General features: G+C 66.7%; 17 protein-coding genes and 4 pseudogenes. 11 read left to right on the forward strand and 10 right to left on the reverse strand.

Annotated features, from left to right (window positions below; all coding sequences use genetic code 11):
* Positions 1 to 78: 78 nt before the first annotated feature.
* On the forward strand, positions 79 to 537 hold the full coding sequence (locus G4G31_RS23860; protein WP_182989676.1) for a hypothetical protein: 459 nt from the start codon (positions 79 to 81) through the stop codon (positions 535 to 537).
* Between the two features lie 172 nt (positions 538 to 709).
* On the forward strand, positions 710 to 1,090 hold the full coding sequence (locus tag G4G31_RS23865) for a hypothetical protein (protein ID WP_182989677.1): 381 nt from the start codon (positions 710 to 712) through the stop codon (positions 1,088 to 1,090).
* A 486-nt stretch (positions 1,091 to 1,576) separates the two neighbouring features.
* Here the strand turns inward: G4G31_RS23865 and G4G31_RS23875 are convergent.
* Positions 1,577 to 2,721, reverse strand: a protein-coding gene (locus G4G31_RS23875; RefSeq protein WP_182989678.1) for an IS3 family transposase whose coding sequence is annotated in 2 segments (ribosomal slippage) — positions 1,577 to 2,463 and positions 2,463 to 2,721 — 1,146 coding nt in all. Because the reading frame shifts where the segments join, the coding sequence is not laid out codon by codon here.
* A 420-nt stretch (positions 2,722 to 3,141) separates the two neighbouring features.
* Here G4G31_RS23875 and G4G31_RS23880 point away from each other — a divergent pair.
* On the forward strand, positions 3,142 to 4,350 hold the full coding sequence (locus tag G4G31_RS23880; RefSeq protein WP_182989679.1) for a YeeE/YedE family protein: 1,209 nt from the start codon (positions 3,142 to 3,144) through the stop codon (positions 4,348 to 4,350).
* 13 nt (positions 4,351 to 4,363) lie between these two features.
* On the opposite strand, the gene G4G31_RS23885 is transcribed toward G4G31_RS23880, so the two are convergent.
* From G4G31_RS23885 to G4G31_RS23895, 3 genes and pseudogenes are all read right to left on the reverse strand, one after another.
* Positions 4,364 to 5,359 carry a diacylglycerol kinase family protein gene (locus G4G31_RS23885; RefSeq protein WP_182989680.1) on the reverse strand — a complete coding sequence of 332 codons (996 nt, stop codon included), beginning with the start codon at positions 5,357 to 5,359 and terminating at the stop codon, positions 4,364 to 4,366.
* Between the two features lie 97 nt (positions 5,360 to 5,456).
* Positions 5,457 to 5,981: a GNAT family N-acetyltransferase gene (locus G4G31_RS23890; RefSeq protein WP_202033690.1), complete on the reverse strand. Its 525-nt coding sequence runs from the start codon at positions 5,979 to 5,981 to the stop codon at positions 5,457 to 5,459.
* Positions 5,982 to 6,089: 108 nt separating this feature from the next.
* Positions 6,090 to 7,365, reverse strand: a pseudogene (locus tag G4G31_RS23895) (amidohydrolase family protein).
* Between the two features lie 263 nt (positions 7,366 to 7,628).
* On the opposite strand from G4G31_RS23895, the pseudogene G4G31_RS29565 reads away from it, so the two are divergent.
* From G4G31_RS29565 to G4G31_RS23915, 5 genes and pseudogenes are all read left to right on the forward strand, one after another.
* Positions 7,629 to 7,781 (forward strand): annotated as a pseudogene (locus tag G4G31_RS29565) (phasin family protein); the annotation flags it as partial.
* Between the two features lie 143 nt (positions 7,782 to 7,924).
* Positions 7,925 to 8,404: a hypothetical protein gene (locus tag G4G31_RS27255; protein ID WP_229425220.1), complete on the forward strand. Its 480-nt coding sequence runs from the start codon at positions 7,925 to 7,927 to the stop codon at positions 8,402 to 8,404.
* A 109-nt stretch (positions 8,405 to 8,513) separates the two neighbouring features.
* A pseudogene (locus G4G31_RS23905) lies at positions 8,514 to 10,273 on the forward strand (ABC transporter ATP-binding protein).
* 127 nt (positions 10,274 to 10,400) lie between these two features.
* A pseudogene (locus G4G31_RS23910) lies at positions 10,401 to 12,064 on the forward strand (ABC transporter ATP-binding protein).
* A 174-nt stretch (positions 12,065 to 12,238) separates the two neighbouring features.
* Entirely contained in the window at positions 12,239 to 14,323 is a 2,085-nt protein-coding gene (locus G4G31_RS23915) for a GGDEF domain-containing protein (RefSeq protein WP_182989682.1), read from the forward strand.
* Between the two features lie 280 nt (positions 14,324 to 14,603).
* Here the strand turns inward: G4G31_RS23915 and G4G31_RS23920 are convergent, their stop codons facing one another.
* The 6 genes from G4G31_RS23920 to G4G31_RS23945 form a co-directional block, all read right to left on the reverse strand.
* Positions 14,604 to 14,945 (reverse strand): hypothetical protein, encoded by a 342-nt coding sequence (locus G4G31_RS23920; protein ID WP_182989683.1) that lies wholly within the window; start codon positions 14,943 to 14,945, stop codon positions 14,604 to 14,606.
* A gap of 107 nt (positions 14,946 to 15,052) precedes the next feature.
* On the reverse strand, positions 15,053 to 15,487 hold the full coding sequence (locus G4G31_RS23925) for a hypothetical protein (RefSeq protein ID WP_182989684.1): 435 nt from the start codon (positions 15,485 to 15,487) through the stop codon (positions 15,053 to 15,055).
* A 2,048-nt stretch (positions 15,488 to 17,535) separates the two neighbouring features.
* On the reverse strand, positions 17,536 to 19,560 hold the full coding sequence (locus G4G31_RS27260; protein WP_229425221.1) for a tubulin-like doman-containing protein: 2,025 nt from the start codon (positions 19,558 to 19,560) through the stop codon (positions 17,536 to 17,538).
* Positions 19,561 to 19,576: 16 nt separating this feature from the next.
* Positions 19,577 to 20,023: a hypothetical protein gene (locus tag G4G31_RS23935; protein ID WP_182989685.1), complete on the reverse strand. Its 447-nt coding sequence runs from the start codon at positions 20,021 to 20,023 to the stop codon at positions 19,577 to 19,579.
* 50 nt (positions 20,024 to 20,073) lie between these two features.
* Entirely contained in the window at positions 20,074 to 21,570 is a 1,497-nt protein-coding gene (locus G4G31_RS23940; protein ID WP_182991906.1) for a hypothetical protein, read from the reverse strand.
* Positions 21,570 to 23,051 (reverse strand): hypothetical protein, encoded by a 1,482-nt coding sequence (locus G4G31_RS23945; protein ID WP_182989686.1) that lies wholly within the window; start codon positions 23,049 to 23,051, stop codon positions 21,570 to 21,572. Before G4G31_RS23945 ends, G4G31_RS23940 begins: the two co-directional genes overlap by 1 nt.
* A gap of 426 nt (positions 23,052 to 23,477) precedes the next feature.
* Here G4G31_RS23945 and G4G31_RS23950 point away from each other — a divergent pair, with 426 nt between their 5' ends.
* The 3 genes from G4G31_RS23950 to G4G31_RS23960 all read left to right on the forward strand — a co-directional run bounded on the left by G4G31_RS23950 (position 23,478) and on the right by G4G31_RS23960 (position 26,801).
* Complete coding sequence (locus G4G31_RS23950; RefSeq protein WP_182989687.1) at positions 23,478 to 24,533, forward strand: hypothetical protein; 1,056 nt, start codon at positions 23,478 to 23,480, stop codon at positions 24,531 to 24,533.
* Between the two features lie 103 nt (positions 24,534 to 24,636).
* Positions 24,637 to 25,830 carry an ATP-binding protein gene (locus tag G4G31_RS23955; RefSeq protein WP_182989688.1) on the forward strand — a complete coding sequence of 398 codons (1,194 nt, stop codon included), beginning with the start codon at positions 24,637 to 24,639 and terminating at the stop codon, positions 25,828 to 25,830.
* Positions 25,831 to 26,000: 170 nt separating this feature from the next.
* Positions 26,001 to 26,801, forward strand: coding sequence for an alpha/beta fold hydrolase (locus tag G4G31_RS23960; RefSeq protein WP_182989689.1), 801 nt, complete (start codon positions 26,001 to 26,003; stop codon positions 26,799 to 26,801).
* Positions 26,802 to 26,851 lie beyond the last annotated feature (50 nt).

Consider the following 26,851-nt stretch of genomic DNA (forward strand, 5'->3'; position numbering starts at 1 on the left):
ACACCATACACTGAGCCAATCTGAACGTCGGCAATAGGCCAGGAGCGGTCCTTCAACGGCCAAGGTCTAAAGGGGCAAATGAAGACTTTCATCTTGGAAAAGACCGATCAGGTCCGCTGGTACACCAATATGCGCGACGTGTTCGAAGCCGCCAACATTGCGCCGCAAGACTATGACTGGTACGTCAGCGACATCGAAACAAACTGGAGGCCACCGGGCTTTGAGCCGGATGATCAATGGTTCACCGGCGACGAACTCGCAGCCTTCCTTCATGCCCATGAGATCCAGTTCATCTGGGCAGTGTTTAGTGCAGTACCGAAGGGGTTTCGTCCGATACCTGCTCTGGCACCATACGTCGAGGACAATCCACGGTATTGGGACGGTACGGAACCGGAACCGCAGTTAGAAGGCGCTTTGTTCGAAATCGCATGCTGGGACAGTAGTGGAACGATTCTGATCAACCTGCCCGCACAGGTCATCGATTCGTTCGTGACCCGTTATCCAAACACCAAGCCGTTGGCAACCGCGCGTTCCTGATGGATGCCGCTACGTCCGCTTCGGGTCGGTAGCTGCCGGTCGCTATAGGCTCGTTTTCGCGTCCGCGAAAATGCAGGAACTTCCAGGCGACAACTTATCCATTAGACTGAGCGCGACCGAACGGCCGAAATCGGCCAGAAACGGTCGTTCACATACCAACCCCGACTGTCAAATGTTCAAATTCTTCAAGCAAAAATCTGCCATAGAAGGCAATAAGCTGTATCGCATAACATTGCATGTCGGGCGGGGCACGAACACCGAGATGCCCGCTAACTTGATTGGGGCATATGTTCCAGTTTTCGTAGGTGCTGATGGTCATGAGGCCGCAGCGTTTAAGGCAGTGGCGGAAGTAAGAAGTCGTGGTTTTAGCTTCATTGACATTGCCGATGGTCAAATTCACGAACTTGACCCGTATCGGTGGGACGCCTTCGTCATGGAGGCTTGGACGGATTTTGCTACGGAGTTTCCAACGCAGGCAAAGGTGATCGAGGCATTACGAACCAACTTCGTTTTCATCGGCCCGTACGCATCATATGAGGCGCAAACGCCCTAGATGCGATAGGTAACGTCGACTGTCGAAGGTCCGCAATGGGTCTATTGTGTTGAAAAAGTCGCCAAGCAACTTTTCTGACCTGTTTTCGGCCGGTTAAGAGTCCAACCAGCTGGCGTTCGTTGAACAGGCGCGGTTTTGTGTAGCCGAGGTAACGCTCTTTCGTGGACGGAAGGCAAGCGCTCCGAGTTTTTCAACACAATAGGTCGATAGCGGACTTTCGTAGCGGCACTGCAGGCATTGAGATGGCGGCCCCGTTCTCAACCGGACTGATGCGATGGCCCAAGCACTTCTCCCTGAAGTCCTTTGGTCGCTATAGCAGCTCATCTTCCCAAGCACTATCGATCTGCCGAAGGCGGGCGGCCGCGCGTCGATGGCTCCACCGTTTTTGCCGACTTTGCATCCGCTTTGAGCGTCGACCCGACATTCATCAGGCGTTCCTTTCGCTAGCCTGCACGTGGCCTTCCCTCATCGTCACGGACACTTCCGTTAGGCGCATTTTAGATTTTCAAACTGTACCGGGCTGATGTAGCCGATAGTGGAATGACGCCGGCGTGGATTGTAGAACCTTTCGATATAGTCGAACACGTCAGCGCGTAAATCATCTCGGGTCCGGTAGTGCTTTTTGCTCAGGCGCTCGGTCTTGAGCGTCGAGAAGAAGCTTTCCATTGCAGCGTTGTCCCAGCAGTTGCCACGACGGCTCATGCTGCAAACGATGCCGTGAGACTCGAGCAAGCGCTGAAAGTCTTCGCTGGTGTATTGGGAGCCTTGGTCGGAATGATGCAGCACTGCCCGAGGACGGCCACGACGGAAAACAGCCATCAGCAGGGCATCCATTACCAGCTGTGCCGTCATTGTCGGTTGCATCGACCAGCCCACTACACGCCGCGAGTACAGGTCGAGGACAACAGCGACAAACAGCCAGCCTTCGCCAGTCCATACATAGGTAAAGTCAGCTGCCCATTTCTGGTTCGGGCCTGTCGCTTCAAACTGCCGGTCCAGCAAGTTGGGCGCAATGGCGTGGATCGGCGCGTCAAGCTGACCTGGTGCACGGCGACGCTTATGCCGAGCCTTGATGCCAGCTGCTTTCATCAGCCGTGCTACGCGATTCTCGCTGCAAGCGAAGCCAGCATCGATAAGGTCTCGCACTACGCGCGGCGAACCATATGTGCCATCGCTGGCTTCGTAGCTATGCTTGATGGCCTTGAGCAGCTGCGCATTCTCGCGTTCGTGCGCACTCACTGGCCGGCCGAACCAGTCGTAAAAGCCGCTGCTCGATACGCCGAGTAGACGACACATCGTCCGCGTCGGCCAGATGGTTCGATATTTGGCGATGAAGCCGTACTTCACTTGAGGTCGGCTGCGAAGTAGCCGAGCGCCTTTTTTAAGATGTCGCGCTCCGTCTTGACCTTGGCCAGCTCGCGCCGCATGCGCTCATATTCCTGGCTTGAGACCTTCTCGCTCCCGCCTGTGACCTCTGCATCCACGTTGGCGTCTCTGCACCACCGTCCCAGCAGGTTCGCGCCAATGCCCAGGTCTCGCGCAATTGCCGCCTTGCTCGCACCAGGCTGGCCTACCAGCTTGACTGCCTCTCGCTTGAACTCTTCTGAAAACAACCGTCTTTCACGTGCCATGTAATACCTCCGATAGGGACATCATACCTATCGAAAGTGTCCGAGCTGGTGGGGGAAGGCCAGTTCGTGGTCCATGCGATGAGTGCAGTAGATCAAATCACCAAGTATAACGCTGATTGCCGTTTGGAAACTAATCCAATGACCCTCGCGCACGGAACATGTGATCTGTAGAGCGAGTGACTAGCTCGGTGTCCGCTGTGGGTCGGGAGCAGCCGTACACTGAACGGCCGAAAACGGCTACAAGCAGACCTGGCGAACTCCGGTCGATAGCCAAATCGCAAACAGATCGAAAAGCGTCGTGGCCAGCAGATGGTGTACTTGCATCCATGCTGGCGTGGTGAAGCCGGCGTCTGCAGAAAAACGCAAAAAGCGAGACAATGCCCGATTACGTCTTGCGTTATGTCCGCATCGGTCTCTACCATGTCCTCTTCTACTGCTACCCTGGCCCGCCCGGGCATCAACCCGGCGCCGCTCGGCGTCTCCCTCTTGCTCATCGCACTGGGCAGCTGGTACCTCGGCCAGGCCGTCGATGGTCGCCACGCCGCGCTGTTCGTCGTTGGCGCCCTGCTCGGCCTGTCGCTCTACCACGCGGCCTTCGGCTTCACCTCGGCCTGGCGTGTCTTCATCGCCGACGGCCGCGGCGACGGCCTGCGCGCGCAGATGCTGATGCTGGCCGTCGGCGTGATGCTGTTCTTTCCGGCGCTCGCCAATGGCAGCCTGTTCGGCACGCCTGTCACCGGGCTGGTCTCGCCCGCGGGCACCTCGGTGATCGTCGGCGCCTTCATCTTCGGCATCGGCATGCAGCTGGGCGGCGGCTGCGCCTCCGGCACGCTCTATACGGTCGGCGGCGGCAGCACGCGCATGGTCGTGACCCTGGCCGCCTTCATCACCGGCTCCGTGATCGCTACCGCCTACATGCCCTTCTGGACGTCGCTGCCGCAGCTGCAGCCGATTTCCCTCGTTACCACGCTTGGCCTGGCGCCGGCGCTGGCCCTCAACCTTGCCGTGTTCGCGCTGATCGCGGGCATCACGGTCGTCGTCGAGAAGCGCCGCCATGGCCGCCTGGTCGCGTCAAGCGCGCAGCCGCTGTCCTCGCCCCGGCTGCGCGGCCCCTGGCCGCTGGTGGCGGGCGCCCTGGCGCTGGTGCTGCTCAATTTCGCCACGCTGGCGCTGTCCGGCCGTCCCCGGGGCGTGACCTCGGCGTTTGCGCTGTGGGGCGCCAAGGGGGCGTCGCTGCTGGGTGTCGACGTCGCCAGCTGGGCCTACTGGACCAAGCCGGCGAATGCCGCCGCGCTGGCGGCGCCCGTGACCCGCGACGTGACTTCGGTGATGAACATCGGCATCGTGCTCGGCGCGATGCTGGCGGCCGCCCTGGCCGGGCGCTACGCGCCGGTGTGGCGCCTGCCGCTGCGTTCCCTCGCCGCCGCCATCGTCGGCGGCCTGCTGCTGGGCTTTGGCGCGCGCCTGGCCTATGGCTGCAATATCGGGGCCTACTTCAGCGGCATCCTGTCGGGTAGCTTGCACGGCTGGCTGTGGCTGGTGGCTGCCTTCGTCGGCAACGTGCTCGGTACCCGCCTGCGCCCGCTGTTCGGCCTGGAAGTCGAGCGGGTGAAGCCGAGCGCCTGCTGAAGGCGCGGCGCGGCTAGGCGAGGCGCGCGCCTGCTGGTGCCCGCTCGCCGTCTGGCGCCGCCTCAGGCACGGGCACGGGTTTCAGCAGGCGCAGCCTGCCCTCCACCACGCGGAATTCGAGCGGCATGTCCATGCGCGTGACTTCGCCGTCGGTGGCGACCTTGATGCGCCGTCGCGGCGACAGCGCCGCGTGGCGCACGCGCAGGCGCTTGAAAGAGAAGGCGACCACGTTCTCGGCATCGCCCAGGCGCCCGAGCGCGCCGCGCACCAGCAGGCCGAGCATGCCGAACTTGCCGACCACGCGTGGTGCGATCGCCGCCAGTTCGCCCTCCTCGACCGCCTCGGTCAGCGGCTCCATGCCGACCTGCTCCATCTGCAGCCGGTTGTTACCGACAAACAGGGTGGCCGTGCGCAGCTTGCGCGTATGGCCCTCGGTTTCGAGCTCGATGCGCAGCGGCCGGTGGCGTCCGAGCGCGGTCTTCAGCGCGGAGAGGATCGCCACCACGCGGCTGCGGCCATACTGGCGCTTGTCGTGTTCGCGCGCCTCGAGCAATTGCGGATAGAGGCCGACGCTGGCGTTGACGAGGAAGATGCGGTCGTTGACCATGCCGACCTGCACCGGCGTGACGCGCGCGTCCAGCAGCGCGCGCACGGCGTCGGCCAGGTCTTCGGGGATGCCGTGGGTGCGGCCGAAATAATTGAAGGTCCCCTGCGGCAGCACGCCGAACAGGCAGCCCTGCAGCACCGCCTGGTGCGCCACCGCATTGATGGTGCCGTCGCCGCCGGCGGCGACCAGCACGCCTTCGTGCTCCTTCGCCTGGTTCGCCACGCGGCGCGCGATGTCGCCGATCTGGCTGGCGTCGCGCACGATCTCGAGGTGGCAGGTGCGTCCCGCGGCGCCGAGCACGTCGCGGATGGTCGAGCAGCGCAGCTCGGTTTCGGAATGGCCGGAACCGGCATTCAAGACGACGTAGAAGGCGGCGTTCGGCCCTGGTTCGGCGGTTGACATGGAATGACGCGGCTTTCGGAATGATCGACCTGACAACATCCTAGCATGCTGTCGCGTCGGGGCGGCGCACGCTGGTCCGGGCCTGCCCGGGGCGGATCTATTCGTCTCTCGTCGGCCAGTGGTCGGGATCCTGCAACAGCTGATACATCACGTAGGCGTCGACATAGCCCAGGCGCTTGTGGCGAAACGCCTTGGGCAGCGTGCCGACGATCGAGAAGCCGAGCTTCTTCCACAGCATCACGGCCGCCGTGTTGGTGCTGACGACGTAGTTGAACTGCATTGCCAGGTAGCCCTGGCGGCGCGCCTCCCCCAGGCTGTGCTCGCCGAGCAGGCGCCCCACGCCCCCGCCCCGGGCGGCGGGACTGACCATGTACGAGGCATTGGCCACGTGGGCGCCGCGGCCGATCTGGTTCGGCACCACGCGGTACATCCCGAGCACGCGTTCGCCCAGCGCGGCCACGCGCGTGGTGACGCCGGCACCGAGCCAGTAAGCCTGCGCCCCTTCGGGCGAGGTGTCGTGCTCGAATGGATAGGTCTCGCCGCCGGCGACATGGGCCTGGAAGATGGTCCACATGGCGTCGAAGTCGGCGCTGGTAGCGGGGCGGATCTGGAGTTCTTTCACGGCGTGGACAAGACTTGTGGGAGTACGAAGTTGTCTGGAAGGGCGTCGTCGATCAAAAACGGTCGGGCACCAAGGGGACCGGGAATTCTAGCACCGTGCCTTGAGGGCTCAGCGCGCCATTCGAAAATCGACCGCATCCGGGCGGCCCGGCAGGCGCAGCGTGGAACGCGCGGGCGCCGCTTCCGCGACGATGGCGCCGCGCCGCACTACCGCACGGCGCGCGGCGCGCAGGCGGATCGCCTCGACCGGATCGCCGGCAGCCAGCAGCACGAAATCGGCGTAACAGCCGGGCGCCAGGCCATAGCCTTCGAGTCCGAGGATGCGCGCGGGCGTGTCCGTGATGGCCATGAAACACTGGCGCATCGCCGCCTGTCCCGTCATCTGCGCCACGTGCAGGCCCATGTGGGCTACTTCGAGCATGTCGCCGGAACCGAGGCCGTACCAGGGATCCATCACACAGTCGTGGCCGAAAGCGACGTCGACGCCGGCGGCCAGCAACTCCGGCACGCGCGTCATGCCGCGCCGTTTCGGATAGGTGTCGGCGCGCCCCTGCAGGGTGATGTTGATCAGGGGGTTGGCAATCGCCGCCACGCCGGACTCGCGCATCAGCGGCAGCAGCTTGCTGACATAGTAGTTGTCCATCGAGTGCATCGAGGTCAGGTGCGAGCCCGCCACCCTGCCCTGCAATCCGAGGCGCCAGGTTTCATGCGCCAGCGTTTCGATGTGGCGCGAGAGCGGATCGTCGGTCTCGTCGCAGTGCATGTCCACGCGCAGGCCCTGCTCGGCTGCGTACTCGCACAGCAGGCGCACCGATTCCGCCCCTTGCGCCATCGTGCGCTCGAAATGCGGGATGCCGCCGACCACGTCCACGCCCATCCTGATCGCGCGCTTGAGGTTCTCGAAGGCGCCGGGGCTGCGCAGCAGGCCATCCTGGGGGAAGGCCACCAGCTGCAGGTCGATATACCGTGCGACGCGGCGGCGCACCTCCAGCAGGAACCTCGACCGCCAGCAGGCGCTCGTCGCAGATATCCACGTGGGTACGGATCGCCAGCAGGCCGCGCGCCACCGCCCAGTCGCAATAGCGCATGGCCCGCTCGACCAGGGCTTCCTGCGCCAGCTGGGGCTTCAGTTCGCCCCACAGCGCGATTCCCTCGAGCAGCGTGCCGGACTCGTTGACGCGCGGCAGGCCATAGCTGAGGGTGGCATCCATGTGGAAGTGCGCGTCGACGAAGGGCGGCGTGACCAGGTCGCCGGCGGCGTCGATTTCGCGCCGCCCGGTGACGGCCAGTACGGGGCCGACGGCGGCAATGCGCTCGCCCTCGACGGCGATGTCGATCCCGCGGCGACCGTCGGGCAGGCTGGCGTTGCGAATGACGAGATCCATCGGGGCTCCTTTTCGAGTCTGCCATTGTAGCGAGTTCGCTTCCGCGTGGATGCTGTTTGCCGTGTCATTTTGTAACAGTGCTGCATTGCAATATTTCCCACATGCCACAGTGACAAATTCTCCTTTCCAAGGCTGACTGTCAAGGCTACACTAGGATTTGTTGCAGTGCGCCATAACCGAACGAATAAGGAATTCCAATGACTTCACTTCCAGAACAGTTCTTCGCAGCACGACAGACCCAGCTCGACCATGGATTCAAGCTGATGCGCAGTTTCAGCGAACAGGCGCTCGACCGCACCAGCCGGGTGCTGACGCTGCAGATCGATGCCTCGCGCGCCGCCGTCGAACAGTCTTCCACCGCCATGCGCCAGCTGCTGGCGGTGCGCGATCCGCGCGACCTGCTGACGCTCGGTAGCCAGTCGCAGCAACAACTGCGCACCCTGTTCGATTTCAGCCGCGAGCTCTTCAGCATCGCCATCACGCCGTATGCCACGCCGCTGCGCAGCTATGCCGTGAACGCGCCGACATCGGCCACCCGGCGGCCCCGGAAACCGCGCCGTTGCAGGACAGCGCGGACAGTGCCAAGCAGGCCGCGGCCGAGGCTTTCGAGCGCATCGGCGGCGATACCGCGTCGGTCGCGGCTGCGGCCACCGCTGCCGCCGTGTCGGAGAGCGCGTCGCCTGGCGCGTCGCATGGCGCGTCGCATGGTGCACCAACCCCGGCGCATGCGGAAGCGGCCGTGCAGTCTTCGTCCGACTTCGTCCTGCCGACCGAGACTGCCCCGCAGCAGGCTGCGGAAGTCGTCACCTCCGTCATCGCCCCCGATGCCGAACCGACGCCGATCGCCAAGGCCACGGTCGAAGCGCTCGAGGTGCCGCTCGCTCCCCCGCACCCGCTTGCGGCCAGCGTGCCGGTCGAAGTGGCCGTCGAAATCGAGCTGCCGAGAATCGAACCCGTGGTGGCCGCGCCGCCATCACCCGCACACACGACAGGTCCCGTCGAAACGCGCGGCACCAAGGGTCGCAGGAAGCAGACCTGAGGTACCCATGCGGGCGCGCGCCGAGGCGCGCTGCGGCCGTCGGGCAAAGAAAGTAGACTAGCGGGCTTCGGCCCGCTTTCTTTTTTCGGGCCTCACGCAAGGAATACCGATGAGTCTCGCTCGCTTGGTGGGCGGCTTCGTGCTGCGCCACTGGAAAGCCTACGCGTCCTCGGCCGTCATGCTGGCCGGGGTAGCGGTGTGCACGGTCTGGATCCCGCGCAAGGTCGGCGCCATGGTCGATGGCCTGGCCGCGCACCGCCTGTCCAGCCACGAGCTGACCGTGCAGATCCTGCAGCTGCTCGCGCTCGGCGTGGCGATCTACCTGCTGCGCGTGGGCTGGCGCATCCGCCTGTATTCGGCCGCCTACCGCCTCGGCGTGGAGCTGCGCATGCGCCTGTATGCGCGCCTGTCGGCCCAGGGTCCGGCCTTCTACCAGAAGCAGCGCACCGGCGACCTGATGGCACTGGCCACCAACGACATCGATGCCATCGAGATGGCGGCCGGCGAAGCGATGCTGGCCGCGTTCGACGGCACGCTGACGCTGGTGATGGTGCTGGGCGTGATGCTGCTCGGCGTCGACTGGCGCCTGGGACTGGTCGCGCTGCTGCCCTTCCCCTTCATGGCCCTGGCCTTCTGGTACATCTCGCGCCACATCCACACCGCCGAAACCGATTCCCTGAAGCGCTTCTCGAACCTCAACGACCATGTGCAGGAATCGCTGTCCGGCGTACGCACGCTGCGCGCCCTCGGCCTGGAGGCGCGCAGCGCCAGCCAGTTCGCGGAGCTGGCCGGCCACGCCTCGAACGCCAGCCTGAACGCGCAGAAATGGGAAGCGGCCTACGAGCCGGCCGTCGGCCTGGCCCTGACGGCGGCCACCACCCTGACGCTGGGCGTGGGCGGCTACCTCGTGCTGCAAAATGAATTGACCATCGGCGCGCTGACCAGCTTTTCGATGTACCGGGCCAGCTGATCTGGCCGATGTTCGCGGCCGGCTGGGTGCTGTCGCTGATCGAACGCGGACGCGCCGGCCTGGCGCGATTGCAGCCGATGTTAGACGCGCCGCTGACAGTGGTCGACGAAGGCACCCGCGAGCGCATCGAGGACGGTCCGCTCGTGCTGCGCGAGGTCCGTTTCGCCTATGGCGGAATGGACGCGAACATGGCGCGCCCCGCGCTGGACGGCGTCTCGGTGACGCTCCGCCCGGGCATGACCCGGGCCTGGTGGGACCGACCGGTGCCGGCAAGTCGACCCTGCTGCGGGTGCTGCTGCGCCAGGCCACGCCGCAGGCGGGCAGCGTGACTGGGGCGGGCACGCGCTGGAAGACTACCGTCTGGCGGCCCTGCGCGCGGCCACCAGCTGGGTGCCGCAGGAATCCTTCCTGTTTTCGGCCACCATCGCCGAGAACATCGCCCGGCGCGGCCGGGCGCGAGCCGGCTGGAAATCGAGGAGGCGGCCGGCATGGCGGCCATCCACGACGACATCCTGCGCTTCCCGCAAGGCTATGACACACCGGTCGGCGAAAAGGGCATCACGCTCTCGGGCGGGCAGCGCCAGCGCGTGGCGATCGCCCGTTCGCTGCTGGCCGACAGCTCGCTGCTGCTGCTCGACGACGCCTTGTCGGCCGTCGACACCGGCACCGAGACACGCATCCTCGAGCACCTGGCCGAGCTGCGCGCCTCGCGCCCGGAGCTGATGGCGATCATCGCCAGCCACCGCCTGTCGGCCGTCGTCAACGCCGACCTGATCGTGGTGCTGAAGGATGGCCGCATCGCCGAATCGGGCGACCACGACACCCTGCTGCAACTGGACGGCTGGTATGCCAGCCAGTGGCGCTACCAGCAACTGGAGGCCAGCCTTGACGCCACCTGATACCACTATTAAAGCCGGGCGCGCCCAGGCCACCCGCGCCGCCGCCCTGCTGCGCCGTGCCGCCTGGCCGGACCGCCGCCAGCTGGCCTGGGCGACCTTGTGGCTGATCCTCGCCGCTGCGCTCGAGGTGCTCGGCCCCATCCTCGGCAAGGCCCTGATCGACGACTACCTGATTCCCCGTCACGCCGACTGGACGCGCATGGCCCTGCTGCTGGGCGGCGCCCTGCTCTCGGGCTGGGCGGCGTCCCTGGCTGCGCTATCTGCAGCTGGTACGCCTGTCCGGCATGGCGATGCGCTCGGTGCAGCGCCTGCGCGAGTGGGTGTACGGGCACGTGCTGCGTTTGCCGATGGCGTTTTTCGACCGGGCGATTACCGGCCAGCTGGTCAGCCGCGTCACCAACGACACCGAGGCCGTCAAGAAGCTCTACATCCAGGTGCTGTTCGTCCTGCTCGATTCCACCATTGTCCTGATTGGCACCTCGATTGCGATGGCCTGGCTCGACTGGCGCCTGATGCTGATCGTGCTGGCGCTGCTGCCGGCGGTGCTGGCCATCGTCTGGCTCTACCAGCGCATGTCGGCGCCGGCCGTCACGCGTGCGCGCAGCCTGCGCAGCGACATCAACGGCCAGATGGCCGAATCGATCGGCGGCATGACGGTGCTCCAGTCGAGCAATGCCGCGAACCGCTTCGGCGAGCGCTTCAGCGTCACCAACGAGGCGCACTACAAGGCGCGCATCAAGGAACTCACCGCCAACGCCCTGCTGCTGCGCCCGGCGCTCGACCTGCTCAATGTGATCCTGCTGGCGGTGGTGATCTTCAGCTTCGGCCAGCGCCAGATCGGCGCGGTGGAAGTCGGCGTGCTGTATGCCTTCATCAGCTACATCGCGCGCGTGGTCGAGCCGCTCATCCAGATCACCATGCAGTTCAGCGGCCTGCAGCAGGCGGTGGTGGCAACCGCACGCGTCGCCGCGCTGCTCGACGAACCCGGCGCCGCCGAACACACGAGGGAAAAAGCCCCACGCGGGGTGGCCGAGCCCTCCCGCGCGGCCCATCCCGGCGCCCCGGCCGTGCGCGTGCGCGGCCTGAGCTTTTGCCTACGTTCCCGGCCAGAACGTCCTGCACGAGGTCTCGCTCGACATCCCGCAAGGCGCCTTCTTCGGCATCGTCGGCCACACCGGCAGCGGCAAGTCGACCCTGCTGTCGCTGCTGCTGCGCTACTACCCGGCCGAGCATGACCGCATCGAGATCTGCGGCGAGCCGATCGCGGGCATCGACAACGAGGCCTTCCGCAACGAGGTCGGCCTGGTACCGCAGGATCCCTTCATCCTGGCCGCCTCGGCGCGCGAAAACATCGACATGGGCCGTGGGTTGCCGCAGGCGCGTATCGAGGCAGCCGCGCGCGCGGCCCATGCGCACGACTTCATCGCCGACCTGGAACAGGGCTACGACACCTCGCTCGGCGAAGGCGGCTCGCGCCTGTCCTCGGGCCAGAAGCAGCTGATCGCGATCGCGCGCGCACTGGCGGGCGAACCGCGCATCCTGCTGCTCGACGAGGCGACCTCGCGCATCGACAGCGCCACCGAGCAGATCGTGCAGCAGGCGCTCGACGAACTGCGCGGCAAAGTCACGATCATCGCCATCGCCCACCGGCTCTCGACCATCCGCGACGCCGACCGCATCGTGGTGCTGAACCACGGCCGCATCAGCGAGGCGGGCAGCCACGACGAACTGATGGGCATCGAAGGCGGCTTGTACCAGCGCTTGTATTTGCTACAACAACTTGCAGTGTGAAACGGGACCGGGACGGGCTGTAACGATATTTGAACGCCAACATTGACATTCCTGCGTCGTATTTTTGCGATATCGCATTGAAAAAACGGATGTTTCTGTGTTGCAACAGGCATATAATGACAGATGGACCTGCGTGAAAAACAGCGCGCCGGCCGTTACATCGAGAGAATGCCTATGTCAGCAGCAAGCAAGAAGAGACCGTCAAGCCGTCGCCCTGCGGCACTGCTGGCTGCGTTGTTGCTGGCATCGGGCTGCGCATGGGGACAGGCTCCCGCGACGCTGGATGCGCGCCTGCTCGAACTGCGCGAAATCAACCGCTTCGTGCCGGAACGCGCGCTGCCGCTGCTGCTGGCGATCGAGCCGGAGGCGCGCGGCGGTTCGCGTGCCAACAAGGTCGAGATCCTGACCGAGGTGTGCTCGGCCTATACCTGGCTGGGCAAGTTCGACCGGGCCCTGGCCTACTGCGAAGAATTGATCGCGCTCGGACGCGCCGAGCAGGACAAGGACATCCTTGCCAGCGGACTGCTGCACAAGGCCTACCTCGTTTTCGCCCGCAACGAGCAGGCGCAGTCGCACGAACTCGTGTGGGAGGCCGAGCGCCTGGCAAAGGACTCGAAGAACGCCGAACTGCTCATCCGCATCGGCCTCACGTCTTCGCAGGCCTACGGCGAGGAAGGCAACTTCCCCCGTGCGCTGGAGCGCATGCAGCGTACCCTGACCTATGCGCGCCAGCACGGCAAGGAAGTGCAGGTAGCGATCGTGCTCGATTCGCTGGCGAACCTGTACGCCCAGATGCACGAGTACGACAAGGGTTTTGCCGCGCTCTCGGAAGCCATGGCGATCGCCTCCAAGACCGCTTCGCCCGGACGCCGCGCCTCGCTCAAGTCGACCGAATACTTCCTCGCGGTCGAAACGGGCCAGATGGACCGTGCCCTCAAGGCGCAGCTGGAGGCGCTGGCATTGCAGCGCCAGATCGGCGCCGAGTCCTCGGTTCCCTACTCCCTGGTGAACCTGTCGGACTGCTACCTGAAGATGCGCGACTATGCGCACGCACTCGAATACAGCCTGCAGGCGCTGAAGGCGGCGCAAGCGCTCAATGACCAGGTGCTGGTCGCCACGGCCCAGGTAAACATCGGCCAGGTGCAGATCGCGCGCGGCCACCTTGCCGAGGGCAAGCGCAGTTTCGAGCAGGGACTGGCGATCTACGAGAAAACGGAAAACAAGCCGGAGATCCAGGACGTGCTGATCGAGTACGGCGATGCGCTCGAACGCGCCGGCGACTTTGCCGGTGCGGTGAAGGCGTATCACCGTGAACGATCGATCTCGAACGAACTGTTCGAGAAGCGGCGCCAGAAAGCCATGCTCGAGCTGCAGGAAAAATACGACGCCGACAGGAAGCAGCGCCAGATCGAACTGCTCAAGACGGAAAACCAGGTGAAGTCGACCGAAATCGCCAACCGCCGCCTGCAGCAGCGGGTCTGGTGGCTGCTGGCCGTGGTGTTCGCCCTGGCCGCGGTCGTGGTCGGCATGCTGTACCGCAAGGTGCGCCATGCGAACGCCCAGCTGCACGAGAAGAACCAGGAACTGAAGCAGCAGAGCGTGCGCGACCCGCTCACGGGCCTGTACAACCGCCGCCACTTCCAGGACTTCATGCGCGGCCACCAGCGCAGCGAAAAAGTGATAGTCGAGAAGCGCGGCGCCGGCACCTCGGGCGAAGAGATGGTCAGCGCCCTGTTCCTGATGGACGTCGACCACTTCAAGCACATCAACGACACCTGGGGCCATGGCGCCGGCGATGCGGTGCTGGTGAAGATGTCGGAGAGCCTGCGCGAGATCCTGCGCGAGACCGACATGATCGTGCGCTGGGGCGGCGAGGAATTCCTCGCCTTCCTGCCCTCGATCCCGCGCAATGGCCTGGACGAAGTGGCGCGCCGCCTGCTCAACGGCATCGCCGACACCAAGATCCAGTATGGCGACATGACGCTGTCGGCGAACGTGTCGATCGGCTACGCGCCCTACCCGCTGGCACCGAACGGCATCTCGCTGCCGTGGGAACGCGCCGTCAACCTCGTCGACATGGCGCTGTACATGGCCAAGGGCCACGGCCGCAACCGCGCCTACGGCGTGCGCGGCTTCGCCAAGAGCGGGAACACCTCGATGGAAGAAATCGAGCAGAACCTGGAACAGGCATGGCGCGAAGGCCAGGTCGACATGGCGATCGTCGCGGGCGGGTATCCGGAGCTGCGCGCCAGCGCATGAACGTCGCGCAGGCGGGTCCCCCGCCTACGCGTTCAAGGACCGCCTGGACCGCGCATCCGCAGCAATCACGTAGGGTAGGCGGGTCCCCCGCCTACGCGTTCAAGGACCGCCTGGACCGCGCATCCGCAGCAATCACGTAGGGTAGGCGGGTCTCCCGCCTACGCGTTCAAGTACCGCCTGCACCGCGCATCCGCAGCAATCACCGTAGGGTAGGCAGGTCCCCTGCCTACGCGTTCAACCACAGCCCGCACCGCATACCGGCCGCAAGCATCCCGTCGACTCAGTTCGCCGCTTCCTGCATCTTCTCGCCGGCGCGCTCGACCTTTTCCCCCACCTTGCCGGTGGCTTTCTCGAGTCCGCGTTCCGCCTCGGCGGTCGCATCGTGGATTTTCGCGCGCGCCGCTTCGGTGCGTTCGGCCAGGCGTTCGCGCGCGGCGTCGGCCCGTTCGACCGCCTGCCTGGCCGCCTCGTCCGCCTTGTCGAGCGGTGCGCGCAGTTCGCCGGCCACCTTCTGGCCAGCCTCGTCCACTACCTTGCCGGCCTTTTGCGCCGGCCCCATGGATTCGTCCTCGCGCGCGCAGCCGGCGGCCAGGCCGCACGCGAGCGCCACCAGCAGCGGCACGCCGAACAGGGGTTGTCGTCTTCATGATTCGCTCCCGTGACCGTGTTTCCGCAAGCATACACCTTGCCGAAAACGCATGCTCGCGAGCTTGTATCGTCGCCGCGCCCTCATTCGACCTCGTCGGCACGCCGGTGTTCGGGCGAGCGCGCGTCGATGTCGGCCTTGAGCGCGCGCGTCTCGTCGTCCTCGCCCCAGCGCCGGGTAAAGGCGCGCAAGCGCTGGCGCGCCTTGTCGGCCGACGACGCGCCGAGCGCCGACTCGACCGCGTCCTTCGCCTCGCGCCAGGCCTTGTCGCGCTGGCGCTTGCGCGTGCACGCCGCACCCGCGTCATTGAGGGCGCGCTGCACTTGCTGCAGCTGTTCCGGCGTCGCCTTGGTCTTCCTGAGGGCGATCAGGGCGCTCTGGGCCTCCCGCGGCTTGCAGTCGGTGGCCAGCGCGATCGCCTCGTCCATCTGGCCTTCGATGCGCCGTTTCGCCGGATTGACGAGCAGCCAGAGCGCCCACACCAGCGCCAGCCCCAGCAGCCACCAGCGCAGGCGCACGGGCTGGCGCGCCCCTTCGCCGATGGCGCCGGGGCGGCGCCGGGGGCCTGCTGCGGCTGCCAGCGGCGCGGTGCGGCCGCGGGCGGCGCTGGCGTCGCGGCCGGGCCCGGCGCGCCCGCCCCTGCGAGCGGCGGCTCCGGCGTGGCTGGCCCGGGTTCGGCGGCAGGCGCAGCCGCGGTCGACTCCGCCCCGGCAGCCGGAATGGCAGCCGACCTGTGATCGGGAACGGCCGCCGCCGCGGCAGCCAGCATGCCGGCAGGCGTCGTCTCGCGCAGGGCATCCGGCCCGGTCGGACGGGAGGCCTCCGCATGCCGCGCCGGCGCGCGCACCGCATCGTCGTGCTGCGCCGCGCCGCAATACGGGCAGAAGTTCACCCGGCGCGCCAGCAGGCGGCCGCAGGCGGCATCGATACAACGGGTCATTGCCCGGTCTCGCACGGTGCTCCCTTATTGCGGGTCCGGAATGGCGTCGTCCGGATCGGGAATGGCGCCGTCCATCGCGCCATAGAGGCCCGGAATGTCGGCCACGGTGCCCCACTTGCCGGACTTCGGATCCTGCGCCATGTCCCGGGCGCGCGTGGTGGAATCGATCTCGCCGCGCGCCAGCAGGACGCGGATCTCGTCGAGCCCGAACGGACCGCGCTGGACGCCGGCCACGAACAGCTTGTGGCGCACCGCTGGCGCGGCCGGCGGATCGGGAATGACCGCCGTCTGGCGGCCGCGTTCGAGCACTTGCGCCGCGCGCCTCGCTGGACCAGCAGCTCGGCCTTGAGGATGCGCTTGTCGACAGGACGCTCGACTTCCCAGCTGTAGGCGTCCTGCGAGGAGTCGGGCACGCTGTCGGTCCACTCGGCTATCCGTGCCAGCGCGGCGTCGAGTGCTTCCGGCCCGAGATTCGGGTCGGTCGCGCGGGCGCGCCGGAACCAGGCATCGTAGAGGCGCCGCGCCGTGATGTTCGGCAGCGACGGGGACGGCAGCTGGGCACCGGTTTCGTCGGTTTCGAGGCGCGGCTCGTAGACACGCTGCTGGTAGTGGCGCATCAGGGCGGCAAGCAGCAGCAGCTGATGCGGGCCGAGGCCTCCCGCGCGGCTGCGCACCGCATTGATCACCTGTTCGCGGTAGTAAGGCGGCAAGCCGTTCGAGCGGATCGCGAACTCGTTCCCGATCTGCAGCCACTCGCCCGACCCGGGTTCGACTTCGAACAGGTACTGGCCGCGTGGCTGGAAGGCCGCTTCGCGGTCGCCCGCGTCCACCTTGCGGCGCACGACGCCGAGCGCGATCGCCTGCAGGAACCACTCGTAATCGTCCGCCAGGCGGTTGAGTTCGTCCATCGACGGCGAGATCGGATGGCGGAAGCGCGTGGCGTCGAAATGCAGGTGGGTCGGAATCTTCGGGTTCTCGATCTGGTACGAGGCGCGCCAGGTCGGCAGGCCGCGCAGCACCGTCATCGGGTAGCCCGACAGCTCGATGTAGCAGACCGCGCGCCCCGGCATGCCGGTGTTGACGATCGAGACCAGGTCGCCGTGGAAGTACCCGGTCGGCACCGCGGCGCGGATTTCCGCTTCCATCCTGCGCCAAGCCGCGGCATCACCCACTCCGATAAAACACTTGAATTGGTCCGCATTCGGAGTGAACTCGGCCGAGAAGCGGGCATTCACCCAGGGCATGGCGCTCCTGATCCATTCCGCAAACACGCGCGCGCGCTCCGCCGGCTGCATGGCGTTCAGCCGCTCGAGCAGCGGATCGACCGGTTCCGCGCCCGCCAGCTCGCTGTTCGACAGCTGGGTCTGGGCGCGGCGGAACAGTTTCAGCAACAGGTCGGCACGTGTGCGCTCATCGCCCAGCTGGGGGAACAGCTGGCGCGAGCCGCCGAATTCGAGCAGCACCTCCTCGCTCCAGGCGCTCACGTCCCCGGTCAGGCGCACGGGCGCCGGCTGCACGTCGCTGGCCAGCTTGATGTAGGTGGCGTGCTCCTGGCGCGCATCGGCGCGCAGCTGGCTGATGCGGCTGTCGACCGCCTGCAGGATTTCCTGCACATGCCGGCGCCCTTCACGGAATTCGCCGGCGATGCCGCTCCACTGGGCGTTGCCGTATTCGTCCGGCGCCTGCGGTTCGCCCAGCCAGGCCGACATGTTGCGCATGACTTCGATGGACTGGGCCGCGCTGACGGCCAGCAGGTGGAAACGCAGGTAGTCGGCGATGTCGCGCTTGAGGTGCGCCATGACTTCGCGGGCCTGCGCTTCCCTTGCCGAACAGGCGGCCGGCAGCCTGCGACAAATTGCCCAGCGATTCTTCCACCTGGCGCGTGCGCAGCGCGTCGCGGATGTCGCGGTAGCGCCGGCCGTTGCGCTCGGCATGGGCCAGGTCGCGCTGCAGCAGGCGCGCCTTGACCTGCTCCAGCAGCGAGAGCACGAATTCGAGGCCGCCCTGCTTGCGGTCGTCGAGCAGCGCGTACAGGCGCTCGCGCACGCGCTCCTTCAGGCGCCCGGTCAGTTCGACCGTATGGCGCTTGATGCGGTCTTCGCTCGTCTCGGCGGTGGCGCCGGCCTCGCGGATGGCGTCGCGCTCCAGGTTCGGCAGCAGCTCGGCCACGCGTTCGCGCCACTGGTTGATGTCGAAGGCGGCCATGATGCGGTCCATCTCGAGCTGCACCTTGCTTTCGACGCGCTCGAGCAGCGAGCGTCCTTCGCGGTCGCGCAGCAGCAAACCCGTGAGCGCGTATTCCTGGAAGGGCGCGACGTCCACGGTTCCCTTCTTGAAATCGGGGAATTCGTCGAAAGGCAGCTCGCGCATGTCCATCTGCTCGCGCATGAAGCTGTCGCGTTCACCGTCGCCGGCGCGCCGCGCCAGCAGGCCGTCGCGCCCCACCAGGCCGAAGAATTCCTTGACCATCAGCGCCGCCAGCTCATACGCGCGGATGTCTTCGCGCAGGCTTTGCTGGGTATCGAGCACGGACTGGCCGAAGGCCGAATACACCTTCGAATACGACAGGCGCATGTCGCCGAAGCGGGCTTCCGGCACGCGCGGGTTGTAGGGGCCGAGCTTGTGCTGCTGCTGGTTGACGGCGACGGAACGCTTGCGGTTGGCGAAATCGGCGGAAGCGAAATCCTCGAACAGGGTGTCCGCCACCATCTGGTAGACATCCTTGACGTCCTGCGTGGCCTTGTTGGCCAGGTTCGCGTTATCGACGAAGTACACGTCATCAAAAGGAGCTCCCCGGCCCGTGATGCTGTCCGGGTCCATCCACTTGACCTGCGCGTTCATGTCGCGCATCGTCGTTTCCAGTTCCATCAGGGTAGCGTAGGCGTTCGCCTCGGTCCTCTCCTTGTTGGCCTTGGCGAACCCCGAGGGCATGAACATCACCAGGTCGACCTGGCTGTCGGCCACTTCCTGGCGCGCGATGGCCTTGGCCATCCAGCCCAGGTCGATCGCGCTGCCGGCGCCGGTGCCGCCCGCGTTCGAGGCGATGACGACGATGCGGAACTTCGAGGTATCGACCTGCAGGCCGAGGCGCTGGTAGTTTTCCTTGCGCTCGATACCGGCATTACTGCTCAGGAAATTCAGCGCGCCCTTGATGCGGCCACGGAGCTTCGGGTATTTGTCGAACAGGTACAAACGCGCCACCGAGCGGATCTGTCCCGCCCCTTTCGACGGGTCGATGCCGAGCGCGCGCAGCTTTTTCGGCCGCAGCGGCATCCAGGATTCAATCAGCGGAAAGCGTGCCAGGCTGTCGTCGGACTCGTGGTATTGCGGCAGGTCAAGCGGCTCCACGAGCCGCTCCTCGTCAGTGAGTTTCACCAGTTCGAACCAGGGGTCGGTGCGCTGCGACTTGCCCTCGTCGATGACGGCGTTCGAATCGAGGTCGAAGTGGAGGAAGCGCGCGACCGGGAAGTCGTGGATCGATTCGACGCGGGTCGGATGGTGCCGGTTCCAGACGGCCGACAGGATGCGGCGGCGGATGCGCATCATGACTTCCATGCCGGTGCCGCCGGCGCCGATGAACAGCGTAGGCCGCAGGTCGACCTTCAGCTCGGACTTGCGGTTGATGTTGTCAAGCGTGGGGATGTCTGCCATGTCTTTCTTTCGTTCTTTAACGGCGGCCGATGAACAGCGCGGCGATCAGTGCGACCAGTCCCACGATGACCAGCGGCCCGGTCACGCCGAAGGTGAGGTATTTGGCGGCGTTGATGATTGCCAGTACCGCCGCCGCCGACAGGAAGGCCAGTCCCACGAACAGCAGCCAGCCGGCGCTGCCCGCGGTCGAAGGCGCGACGCGGCGCACCACCAGGTGGTGCACGTAGGCGTTGCGGACAAAGAAGTACACGACCAGCAGCACCAGGAACACGATCGCACCGATGGCAAGGTCGCGCGTGGAGGTGTCGGTGGCTGGCGTCAGGGGCGCCGGTGCCACCTCGATCGCACCGGTGGTGGCGCTGTCGGGCGTGGTCTTCGGTTGCGGATCGTCCGGCTTGGCTTTGTCGTCGGGGAGCTTGAAGCCGGGGTCGGCCTGGGCAAGGGTCACTGGGGTGTCGCGCATCGTGGTTCCTCAGGTAGCAGCGTAAGTAGGAGCGAAATCCGGTTGTGTTCTCAGCGGCCAAGGCGCACTTGCGCGCCCTCGCGCAGGTCCGTCAGCTGGTGGCCGAACAGGGTGGTCTTCAGGCGGGCCACTTCCCTGCCCGCGTTGTCGTAGATCGGCTGCACCGTGCCGGCACGGCCGCGCATCGTGCGCAGTTCGTCCTCGACCGTGACCGGGGCCTGGCGCGGCCGCATCCAGGCCCAGGCGCCCGCAGCGCCCAGCGCCAGCAGGGCAAGCAGCCCGGCCCCCGCGGCCAGCAGCGGCCCGGAGCCGTAGTGCACCCTCACCTCGATCGGCAGGGTCGCCGTGGAAGCCTGGATGCGCGCGGGTGGCGTGAAGATCTCGGGCAGCGGGTCGCCCGGGAACAGCTCGGCCATGCGCGCGCGAAAACCCTGCGACAGCGCCAGCTTCTGCTCAAGCAGGTGCACCTCGATCGTCCCCGGCAGTACGTAGGCCGAGCCGGCGGACTTCAAGGCGGCAAGCGACCATTTGCCTGGCAGGTTCGCCGTCGGCAGCTGCAGGGTCGAACTCAAGGGCTGCGGCTTGCCGGGCGCCAGCGCATTGACGTGCTGGCTGCCGAGGCTGACGCCGCGGTCCTCGCCGCCGAGCTTCGAGCGCGCGCTCAGGGCCGCACTCGTGATCGTGTACGGGTACATCGTGTTCTCGAGGTTCCAGCTCACCTTCGCGCTGGGGGCGGTGGCGCCGGGGGCGACGTCGGCGCGCAGCACGCCGTTCGGTGCCAGCGCGAAGCGCACGCCGGGCGCGTTCTCCACCTTGCGCGGCACCAGGCGCACGGTATCGCGGTCGAGCGGTTTCAGGCGCGCCGGCGGCTCGGTGATCACTTTCGCGATGGCGCCGCTCGCCAGCAGGCGCTCGATCCCGGCCTTGCCGCCGGCGCCGATGGCAAAGGCGTACACCATCAGGCCATTCGCGTGGTAGTGCTTCCCCTGCACGGGCATGCGCAGCGGGAAGGCCAGCGCGACGCGGATCGCCTCGCCCCGGTGGATCAATTCGTAGAATTCGCGGTTGCGCTGGGCCGTCGCCTGGTCGTTGTTCGGGCTGTTGCGGTTGTTGGTGACCAGCCAGACGATGCCGTCCTTGCCGCCCAGCGCCTGCGTCATGGCCGCGCCCACGGCTTCGCCGAGGTCGGTGTCGGCCAGCGCGCCGCCGGCCTTGCGGGCGGTATCGAGCCCTGCCAGCGCGCTGGTGACCTGGGCGCGCGTTCCCGCCCCGACCGTGCTCGAGACCAGCGCGCGCGGCGACGGTGCGCCCGGCTGCGACTGGTTGAAGGCGGCCAGCACCGTGGCGTCGCCGGGTTGCGCCACGGCCAGCGCCAGTTCGGTCACGAGCGGCTTGAAGGACGATGCCGGGTCGCTGTAGAAAGGCTCCATCCAGCCCGAGTTCTGCACCGGGGAATACCTGCGGCACGGCCCGGGCCTGCCCCCCACGCCGCACAGCAGCGCCAGGGAGGCGAAGGCATGCAGCAGCCTGCGACGCCAGGCCGCCATCACGACAGGTCTTCCAGGCGCCAGCCGCGCACCACGTTCCAGTCCGGGTGGTGCAGCCACAGCGCATTGGCATACACGAAAGGCACGCATTCGAGGGGCCGCGCCAGGCGCGCGAGGTCGTCGAGGATGACGTTGCGCTTGCCGATCCACTCGACCGTGGTGCGCGGGATCGTGCGTCCGGCCAGGGCTTCCTCGGCGCGGCCCGTGTACTTGTGGAAGCGCAGTACCAGGCCGCTCGGCTGGGCGCGGTTGTTATTGAAGCTGCGCAGCAGCGGCAGCACCAGGGAATCGTCTTCGATGATGTCTTCCACGTGCTCGGGCGCCCAGGGTTCGTCCAGCACCGGATGGCCGCGCCGGAACAGCAGGTTGGCAAAGCCCAGGCGCGCCCCGTCGATGGGCTCGACCTGCGGATTGTCGGCGCCGAGTTCGAGGAAGGAATAGGCCTGGCCGTCATGGCCGATGTGCCACAGGCGGCCGTCGCGGCTCTGCGTGGGGCCGCCGAAGTCCAGCTTGGGGGTCCAGCCGCGTGGCCAGGGCGTCCAGCGCGGCGCCTCGCCCGGGCGCCACACCAGCTGGCCCGTGGCATGCAGCCAGAACAGCCGGTTGTCGTAGCCGATCGGGGCCGACCAGCCGGAGGTGGGCGCATCCGGGCAGTCGAAGGTGACGCCGTTCACAAAATCGAGCTGGGCGTCGAGCAGGTTGAGCACGCCGTCTTCCACGTACAGGCAGCCGACCTGGCGCCGCATCACGCCGGGGCTCGACACGAGCTGCCCTGCGAACAGGAGTTCGAGACGGTAGGTCTCATTCACGGGATTGAGCCACAGGCGCGACAGCCCGGTATCGAGCGGCACGATGCCGACTTCGCCGCGCGCCGGATTCGCGGTCGGCAACCAGCGATAGGCGCCGGCGGAAAAGCGCAGGTCGGCGCCCGCCTCTTCCGCCCCCAGCACATGCCACAGGCCGGCCAGCGGATCCCAGTATTGCAGCACGCCGCGGCCGGGCGCCAGCGCCAGCAGGCGCGGTTCGGGGAAACCGTAGCTGCCGGCGATGAAGACGCAATGGGCGTTGGGCGGCGCCGGCATGGCCAGCTCGGCGCGGCCGATGGCGGGCGCCGCCGGCCGCTCTTCCGTGAAGTCGCCCGGGGCCAGCGAAGTGACGGGCAGCCCATGCGGCACATGACGCGGCAGGGCGAGGTCGCCATAGGCGCCCCACCAGTCGGGCTGGCGGACTGTGCGTCCCTGCAGTTTGTCGAGCGGCGCGCCGCAGGTCGGGCAGAAGGCGAAGCCCTCGGGGTAGATCGGGGCATGGGCGCAGCTTCCCGGCAGCGAGGCGCCGAGCAGGTGGGCGACGTCGGGCAGCCGGCCGCGCGCATGCGCCTGCCAGTCGATCTGGCCCAGCCCTTCGCTGGTCTGCAGGGCGAATTGCCCGCTCGTTTCGTCCTCCAGCCAGACGCTGGATGGCGTTTCCCATTTGTATGCCATTGCGCTCCGCTTGTCGTGACGCGTGTGTTCGACGCCGGTGAGATATGCATGCCGCCCTCGCAGCGAGAGCGGCATTGCTGTCTAAATCATAACGCCGCGCCCGTGCCGGCGGCGCGCCGTTCACGGGGTAGCACGGACCGCCACCGCCGGCATCGGCTGGCGCGACTTTGATCCGCATCAAGTCGCTGGCGTGGCTGCGCCAAGTTCTACTGGCCCGTACTGGCTTTTGCCCCCGGCTGCGCAGGTGCCGCGTTCGCCTGCCTGGCCGTGGGTTTCGCCGCCCTGCTGGTGCCGCTGGCGATCCTGGCCATGCACCGGTGGCTGCCGGCACCGGTGGCGGCGTGAATGTGGAGACGCCCTGCACCGGGCGGCATGGCGGAAACGTATAATGCCGGGTCAACCGTCCGCTCGCCTCGTCTTCCCGCCATGTCCACCGCTCCCCTCCCCGCCACACCCGACCTGCCGCCGTCCACCGTCGATGCCGCCACCGGCCACCTGCGCGACGTCCTCGCCATCGCCATCGAACACGGCCCCGGCCAGCGTGCGCTGGTGGTCTACGACACCCGCACCGGCCTGGCGCGCGCGCTGCTGGCGGCTTACCGGCGCAACCTGCCGGACGCCGAGTTCGTCGACTTCGACAGCGTGGCAGCGGACCAGGTGCTGGCGCGATTCCGCCAGCTGGCGCCGAAAGACCCGGTGGTGCTGGTGCAGTCGACCAACTTCCGCCTGGAGGCCTTCCGCATCCGTGTCGAACTGTTCAAACTGGGTTTGAAAGTGATCGAGCACGTGCACCTGTCGCGCATGCCGGGCGTGCAGGGCGAGCACTATATCGACGCGCTGGCCTACGACCCCGCCTATTTCCGCGGCGTCGGCCGCGCCCTGAAAAGCCGTATCGACACCGCGCCTGGCGCGCGCATCTGCGGCGGCGGCGAGGAGCTGGTGTTCGCGTCCCGTTTCGAACCCGCCAAGCTGAACGTGGGCGACTACAGCGAAATGCACAATGTCGGCGGCCAGTTCCCCATCGGCGAAGTGTTTACCGAGGCGCTGGACCTCGAAGCCGTGAACGGGCGCGCGCAGATCCACGTGTTCGGCGACACGGCTTACCTGTCGAACCGCCCGGCCACGCCGGTGACCATCGTCGTCGAACGCGGGCGCGTCGTCGGCACCGAGAACGCCACGCCGGAATTCCAGCGCGTGCTCGACATCATCCGTGCCGACGAGGGCGAGGTCTGGGTGCGCGAACTGGGCTTCGGCATGAACCGCGCCTTCACGCGCGAGCGCCGCGTGGACGACATCGGCACCTACGAGCGCATGTGCGGCATCCACCTGTCGCTCGGCGCCAAGCACGGCGTGTACCCGAAACCGGGCTTCAAGCGCAAGGACGCGCGCTACCACATCGACGTGTTCGCGGTGACCGACGCGGTGTGGCTTGGAGAGGAACGCGTGTATGCAGACGGCGCCTGGACGCTGCGGGAACCGTGACGGCTTGCATTTAATAACCAGTAGTAATTGCCGAAAAACGACAATTTGACGCTGTTCGCCGTGGTAGCATGGCAGGAAAATTATCGAATTTGCCGGGGATGGCATGCAGGACGACCTTATCAAACGCGTGGAAGAAATCCAGGCGATCAGCGCTGTACCAACGATTCTTGAAACCGTCGCAGCGCTCACCGGGCTGCGCTTCGTCTGCATCGCCCACGTCACCGACGACTCCTGGACCGCCTGCGCGGTGCTCGACCGGCTCGATTTCGGACTGGTGCCCGGCGGCACGCTGGACGTGACGACCACGCTGTGCGAGGAAGTACGCGACACCGCCCGCGCCGTCGTCATCGACAGCGTGGAAGGCAGCGAGCGTTACCGCGAACACCACACGCCGCGCCTCTACGGTTTCCAGAGCTATTTTTCGATTCCCGTCTTCCGTACCGACGGCAGCTATTTCGGCACCCTGTGCGGCCTCGATCCAGAGCCGGCGCGCCTGACCGAGAAGGCCACCGTCTCGACCCTGCACCTGTTCGCCGAACTGGTGTCGAAGCAGCTCGACGCCGACTCGGACCTGGTCGCGACCCGCGCGGCACTCCTGGACGAACGCGAGACCGCCGAGTTGCGCGAGCAGTTCATCGCCGTGCTGGGGCACGACCTGCGTACCCCGCTTGGCGCCATCCTGCTCGGCACCGATATCCTGAAACACAAGCATGCGGACCCGGCCAGCGCGCCGGTAGTCGAACGCATCCGCCGCAGTGCCACGCGCATCGCCTCGCTGGTGGACGACGTCGTCGATTTCACGCGCGGACGCATGGGCAGCGGTATCCCCATGCGCCTGCGCGACGCGGCGCTCGACGGCTACCTCGAGCAGGTGGTGGACGAGTTGCGCGGCCTGTATCCGGAGCGCGTGATCGATGCCGTCATCGTACCTGGACTGCGCCTGCATTGCGACCCGGAGCGTATCGCCCAGCTGCTGTCGAACCTGCTGAAAAATGCCCTGGTCCACGGCTTCGACCACACGCCGGTGGCGGTGCGCGCGGCCATGGCCGGGGATGAGTTCATCCTGTCGGTCACCAACCAGGGACGCGAGCTGGCGCGCAAGGTGATCGACCAGCTCTTCAAGCCCTACTGGCGCGCCTCTTCGCGTTCCGGCAACGAAGGCCTGGGGCTGGGCCTGTACATCGTCGACCAGATCGCGCGTGCCCATGACGGCAGCATCGACGTGCACTCCGACGGCGGCAGCACCAGCTTCGTGTTCAGGATGCGGGCCGCCGACGCGGCAGGCCGGGGCCGGTAGGCCCGTCCGGGGCGCTTCCCGACAGGAGGCCGCCATCCATCGCACCAGCTTGCGATTCGTCGCATGCGGCTGGGCGCACGCTGCGCCTGGGGCAATCATGTGTTTTTCGATGACACGGATTGCACCATGGCCCTCCCCCCCCTTCCCGCCCGACCACCCTGCACGCCTTCGTGCGCGCTGGCGCCACCGCCCTGCTTTGCCTGCTCGCCGGCCTTGCCGCGGCAGCCGCGCCACGCCCGGCGCTTGAACTCGTCGGCGGCCGCCAGCTCGAATCGGTCACAGTGCGCAACCCGCAGGCGAAGGCGGTCGTCGTCTTCGAAAACGGTTCGCGCGCCACGCTCGACGGCTGGGGGAAAGTGATGGATGCCGTCAGCCCGAGCGCCACGGTGTTCGCCTATAACCGGCCCGGCTATGCCAACAGCGCCGCGGCCAGTACGCCGCGCGACGGCGCCACCATCGTCGAGGAACTGCGCGCAACCCTGAAGCAGAAGGGACTGGCGCCGCCCTATGTGCTGGTCGGCCATTCGCTCGGCGGCCTGTACATGCAGCTGTTCGCGCGGCGCTATCCGAACGAGGTGAGGGGCCTGGTGCTGGTCGATGCGCTCTACCCGCGCGTGGTGAAAAAGCCCGAGGACTTCCCCTGGACCACGCGGGTCGCCAAGCGCCTGTTCTTTTCCAAAACGGTGCAGCAGGAGATCGACGCCATCCACCACACCGGCGAAGCCGTGCTGGCGCTGCCCGCCATCGACGACAAGCCCATCATCCGCCTGGTCAACCAGCCGACCTCCGCGACGGCGATCGCGGTCGACTTCGGTGCCTTCAATTTCGACCCGCAAACGCGTGCCCTGGTGCGCGGGCTGTACCCGAAGGCGAAGACGATCGTCGCCGATTCGTCGCACCAGATGCAGAGCACCAGCCCGGAACTGGTGGCAGGCGCGATCCGCGAGGTGCTGGCGGCGCCGGCACAGTAAGCGCTGGCGGAATCCGCGGGTTCAGTACAATTGCCGTATCACCGACAACC

The organism is Massilia sp. Se16.2.3, from assembly GCF_014171595.1.
In the GTDB taxonomy this organism is placed as follows: Bacteria; Pseudomonadota; Gammaproteobacteria; order Burkholderiales; family Burkholderiaceae_D; genus Telluria.

Excerpts from the sequence above, each read along its gene's own strand:
- G4G31_RS23860 (WP_182989676.1), top strand. The coding sequence starts at position 79 with ATGAAGACTTTCATCTTGGAAAAGACCGATCAGGTCCGCTGGTACACC.
- G4G31_RS23865 (WP_182989677.1), top strand. The coding sequence starts at position 710 with ATGTTCAAATTCTTCAAGCAAAAATCTGCCATAGAAGGCAATAAGCTG.
- G4G31_RS23880 (WP_182989679.1), top strand. The coding sequence starts at position 3,142 with ATGTCCTCTTCTACTGCTACCCTGGCCCGCCCGGGCATCAACCCGGCG.
- G4G31_RS23885 (WP_182989680.1), bottom strand. The coding sequence starts at position 5,359 with ATGTCAACCGCCGAACCAGGGCCGAACGCCGCCTTCTACGTCGTCTTG.
- G4G31_RS23915 (WP_182989682.1), top strand. The coding sequence starts at position 12,239 with ATGTCAGCAGCAAGCAAGAAGAGACCGTCAAGCCGTCGCCCTGCGGCA.
- G4G31_RS27260 (WP_229425221.1), bottom strand. The coding sequence starts at position 19,560 with ATGGCAGACATCCCCACGCTTGACAACATCAACCGCAAGTCCGAGCTG.
- G4G31_RS23935 (WP_182989685.1), bottom strand. The coding sequence starts at position 20,023 with ATGCGCGACACCCCAGTGACCCTTGCCCAGGCCGACCCCGGCTTCAAG.
- G4G31_RS23940 (WP_182991906.1), bottom strand. The coding sequence starts at position 21,570 with ATGGCGGCCTGGCGTCGCAGGCTGCTGCATGCCTTCGCCTCCCTGGCG.
- G4G31_RS23945 (WP_182989686.1), bottom strand. The coding sequence starts at position 23,051 with ATGGCATACAAATGGGAAACGCCATCCAGCGTCTGGCTGGAGGACGAA.
- G4G31_RS23950 (WP_182989687.1), top strand. The coding sequence starts at position 23,478 with ATGTCCACCGCTCCCCTCCCCGCCACACCCGACCTGCCGCCGTCCACC.
- G4G31_RS23955 (WP_182989688.1), top strand. The coding sequence starts at position 24,637 with ATGCAGGACGACCTTATCAAACGCGTGGAAGAAATCCAGGCGATCAGC.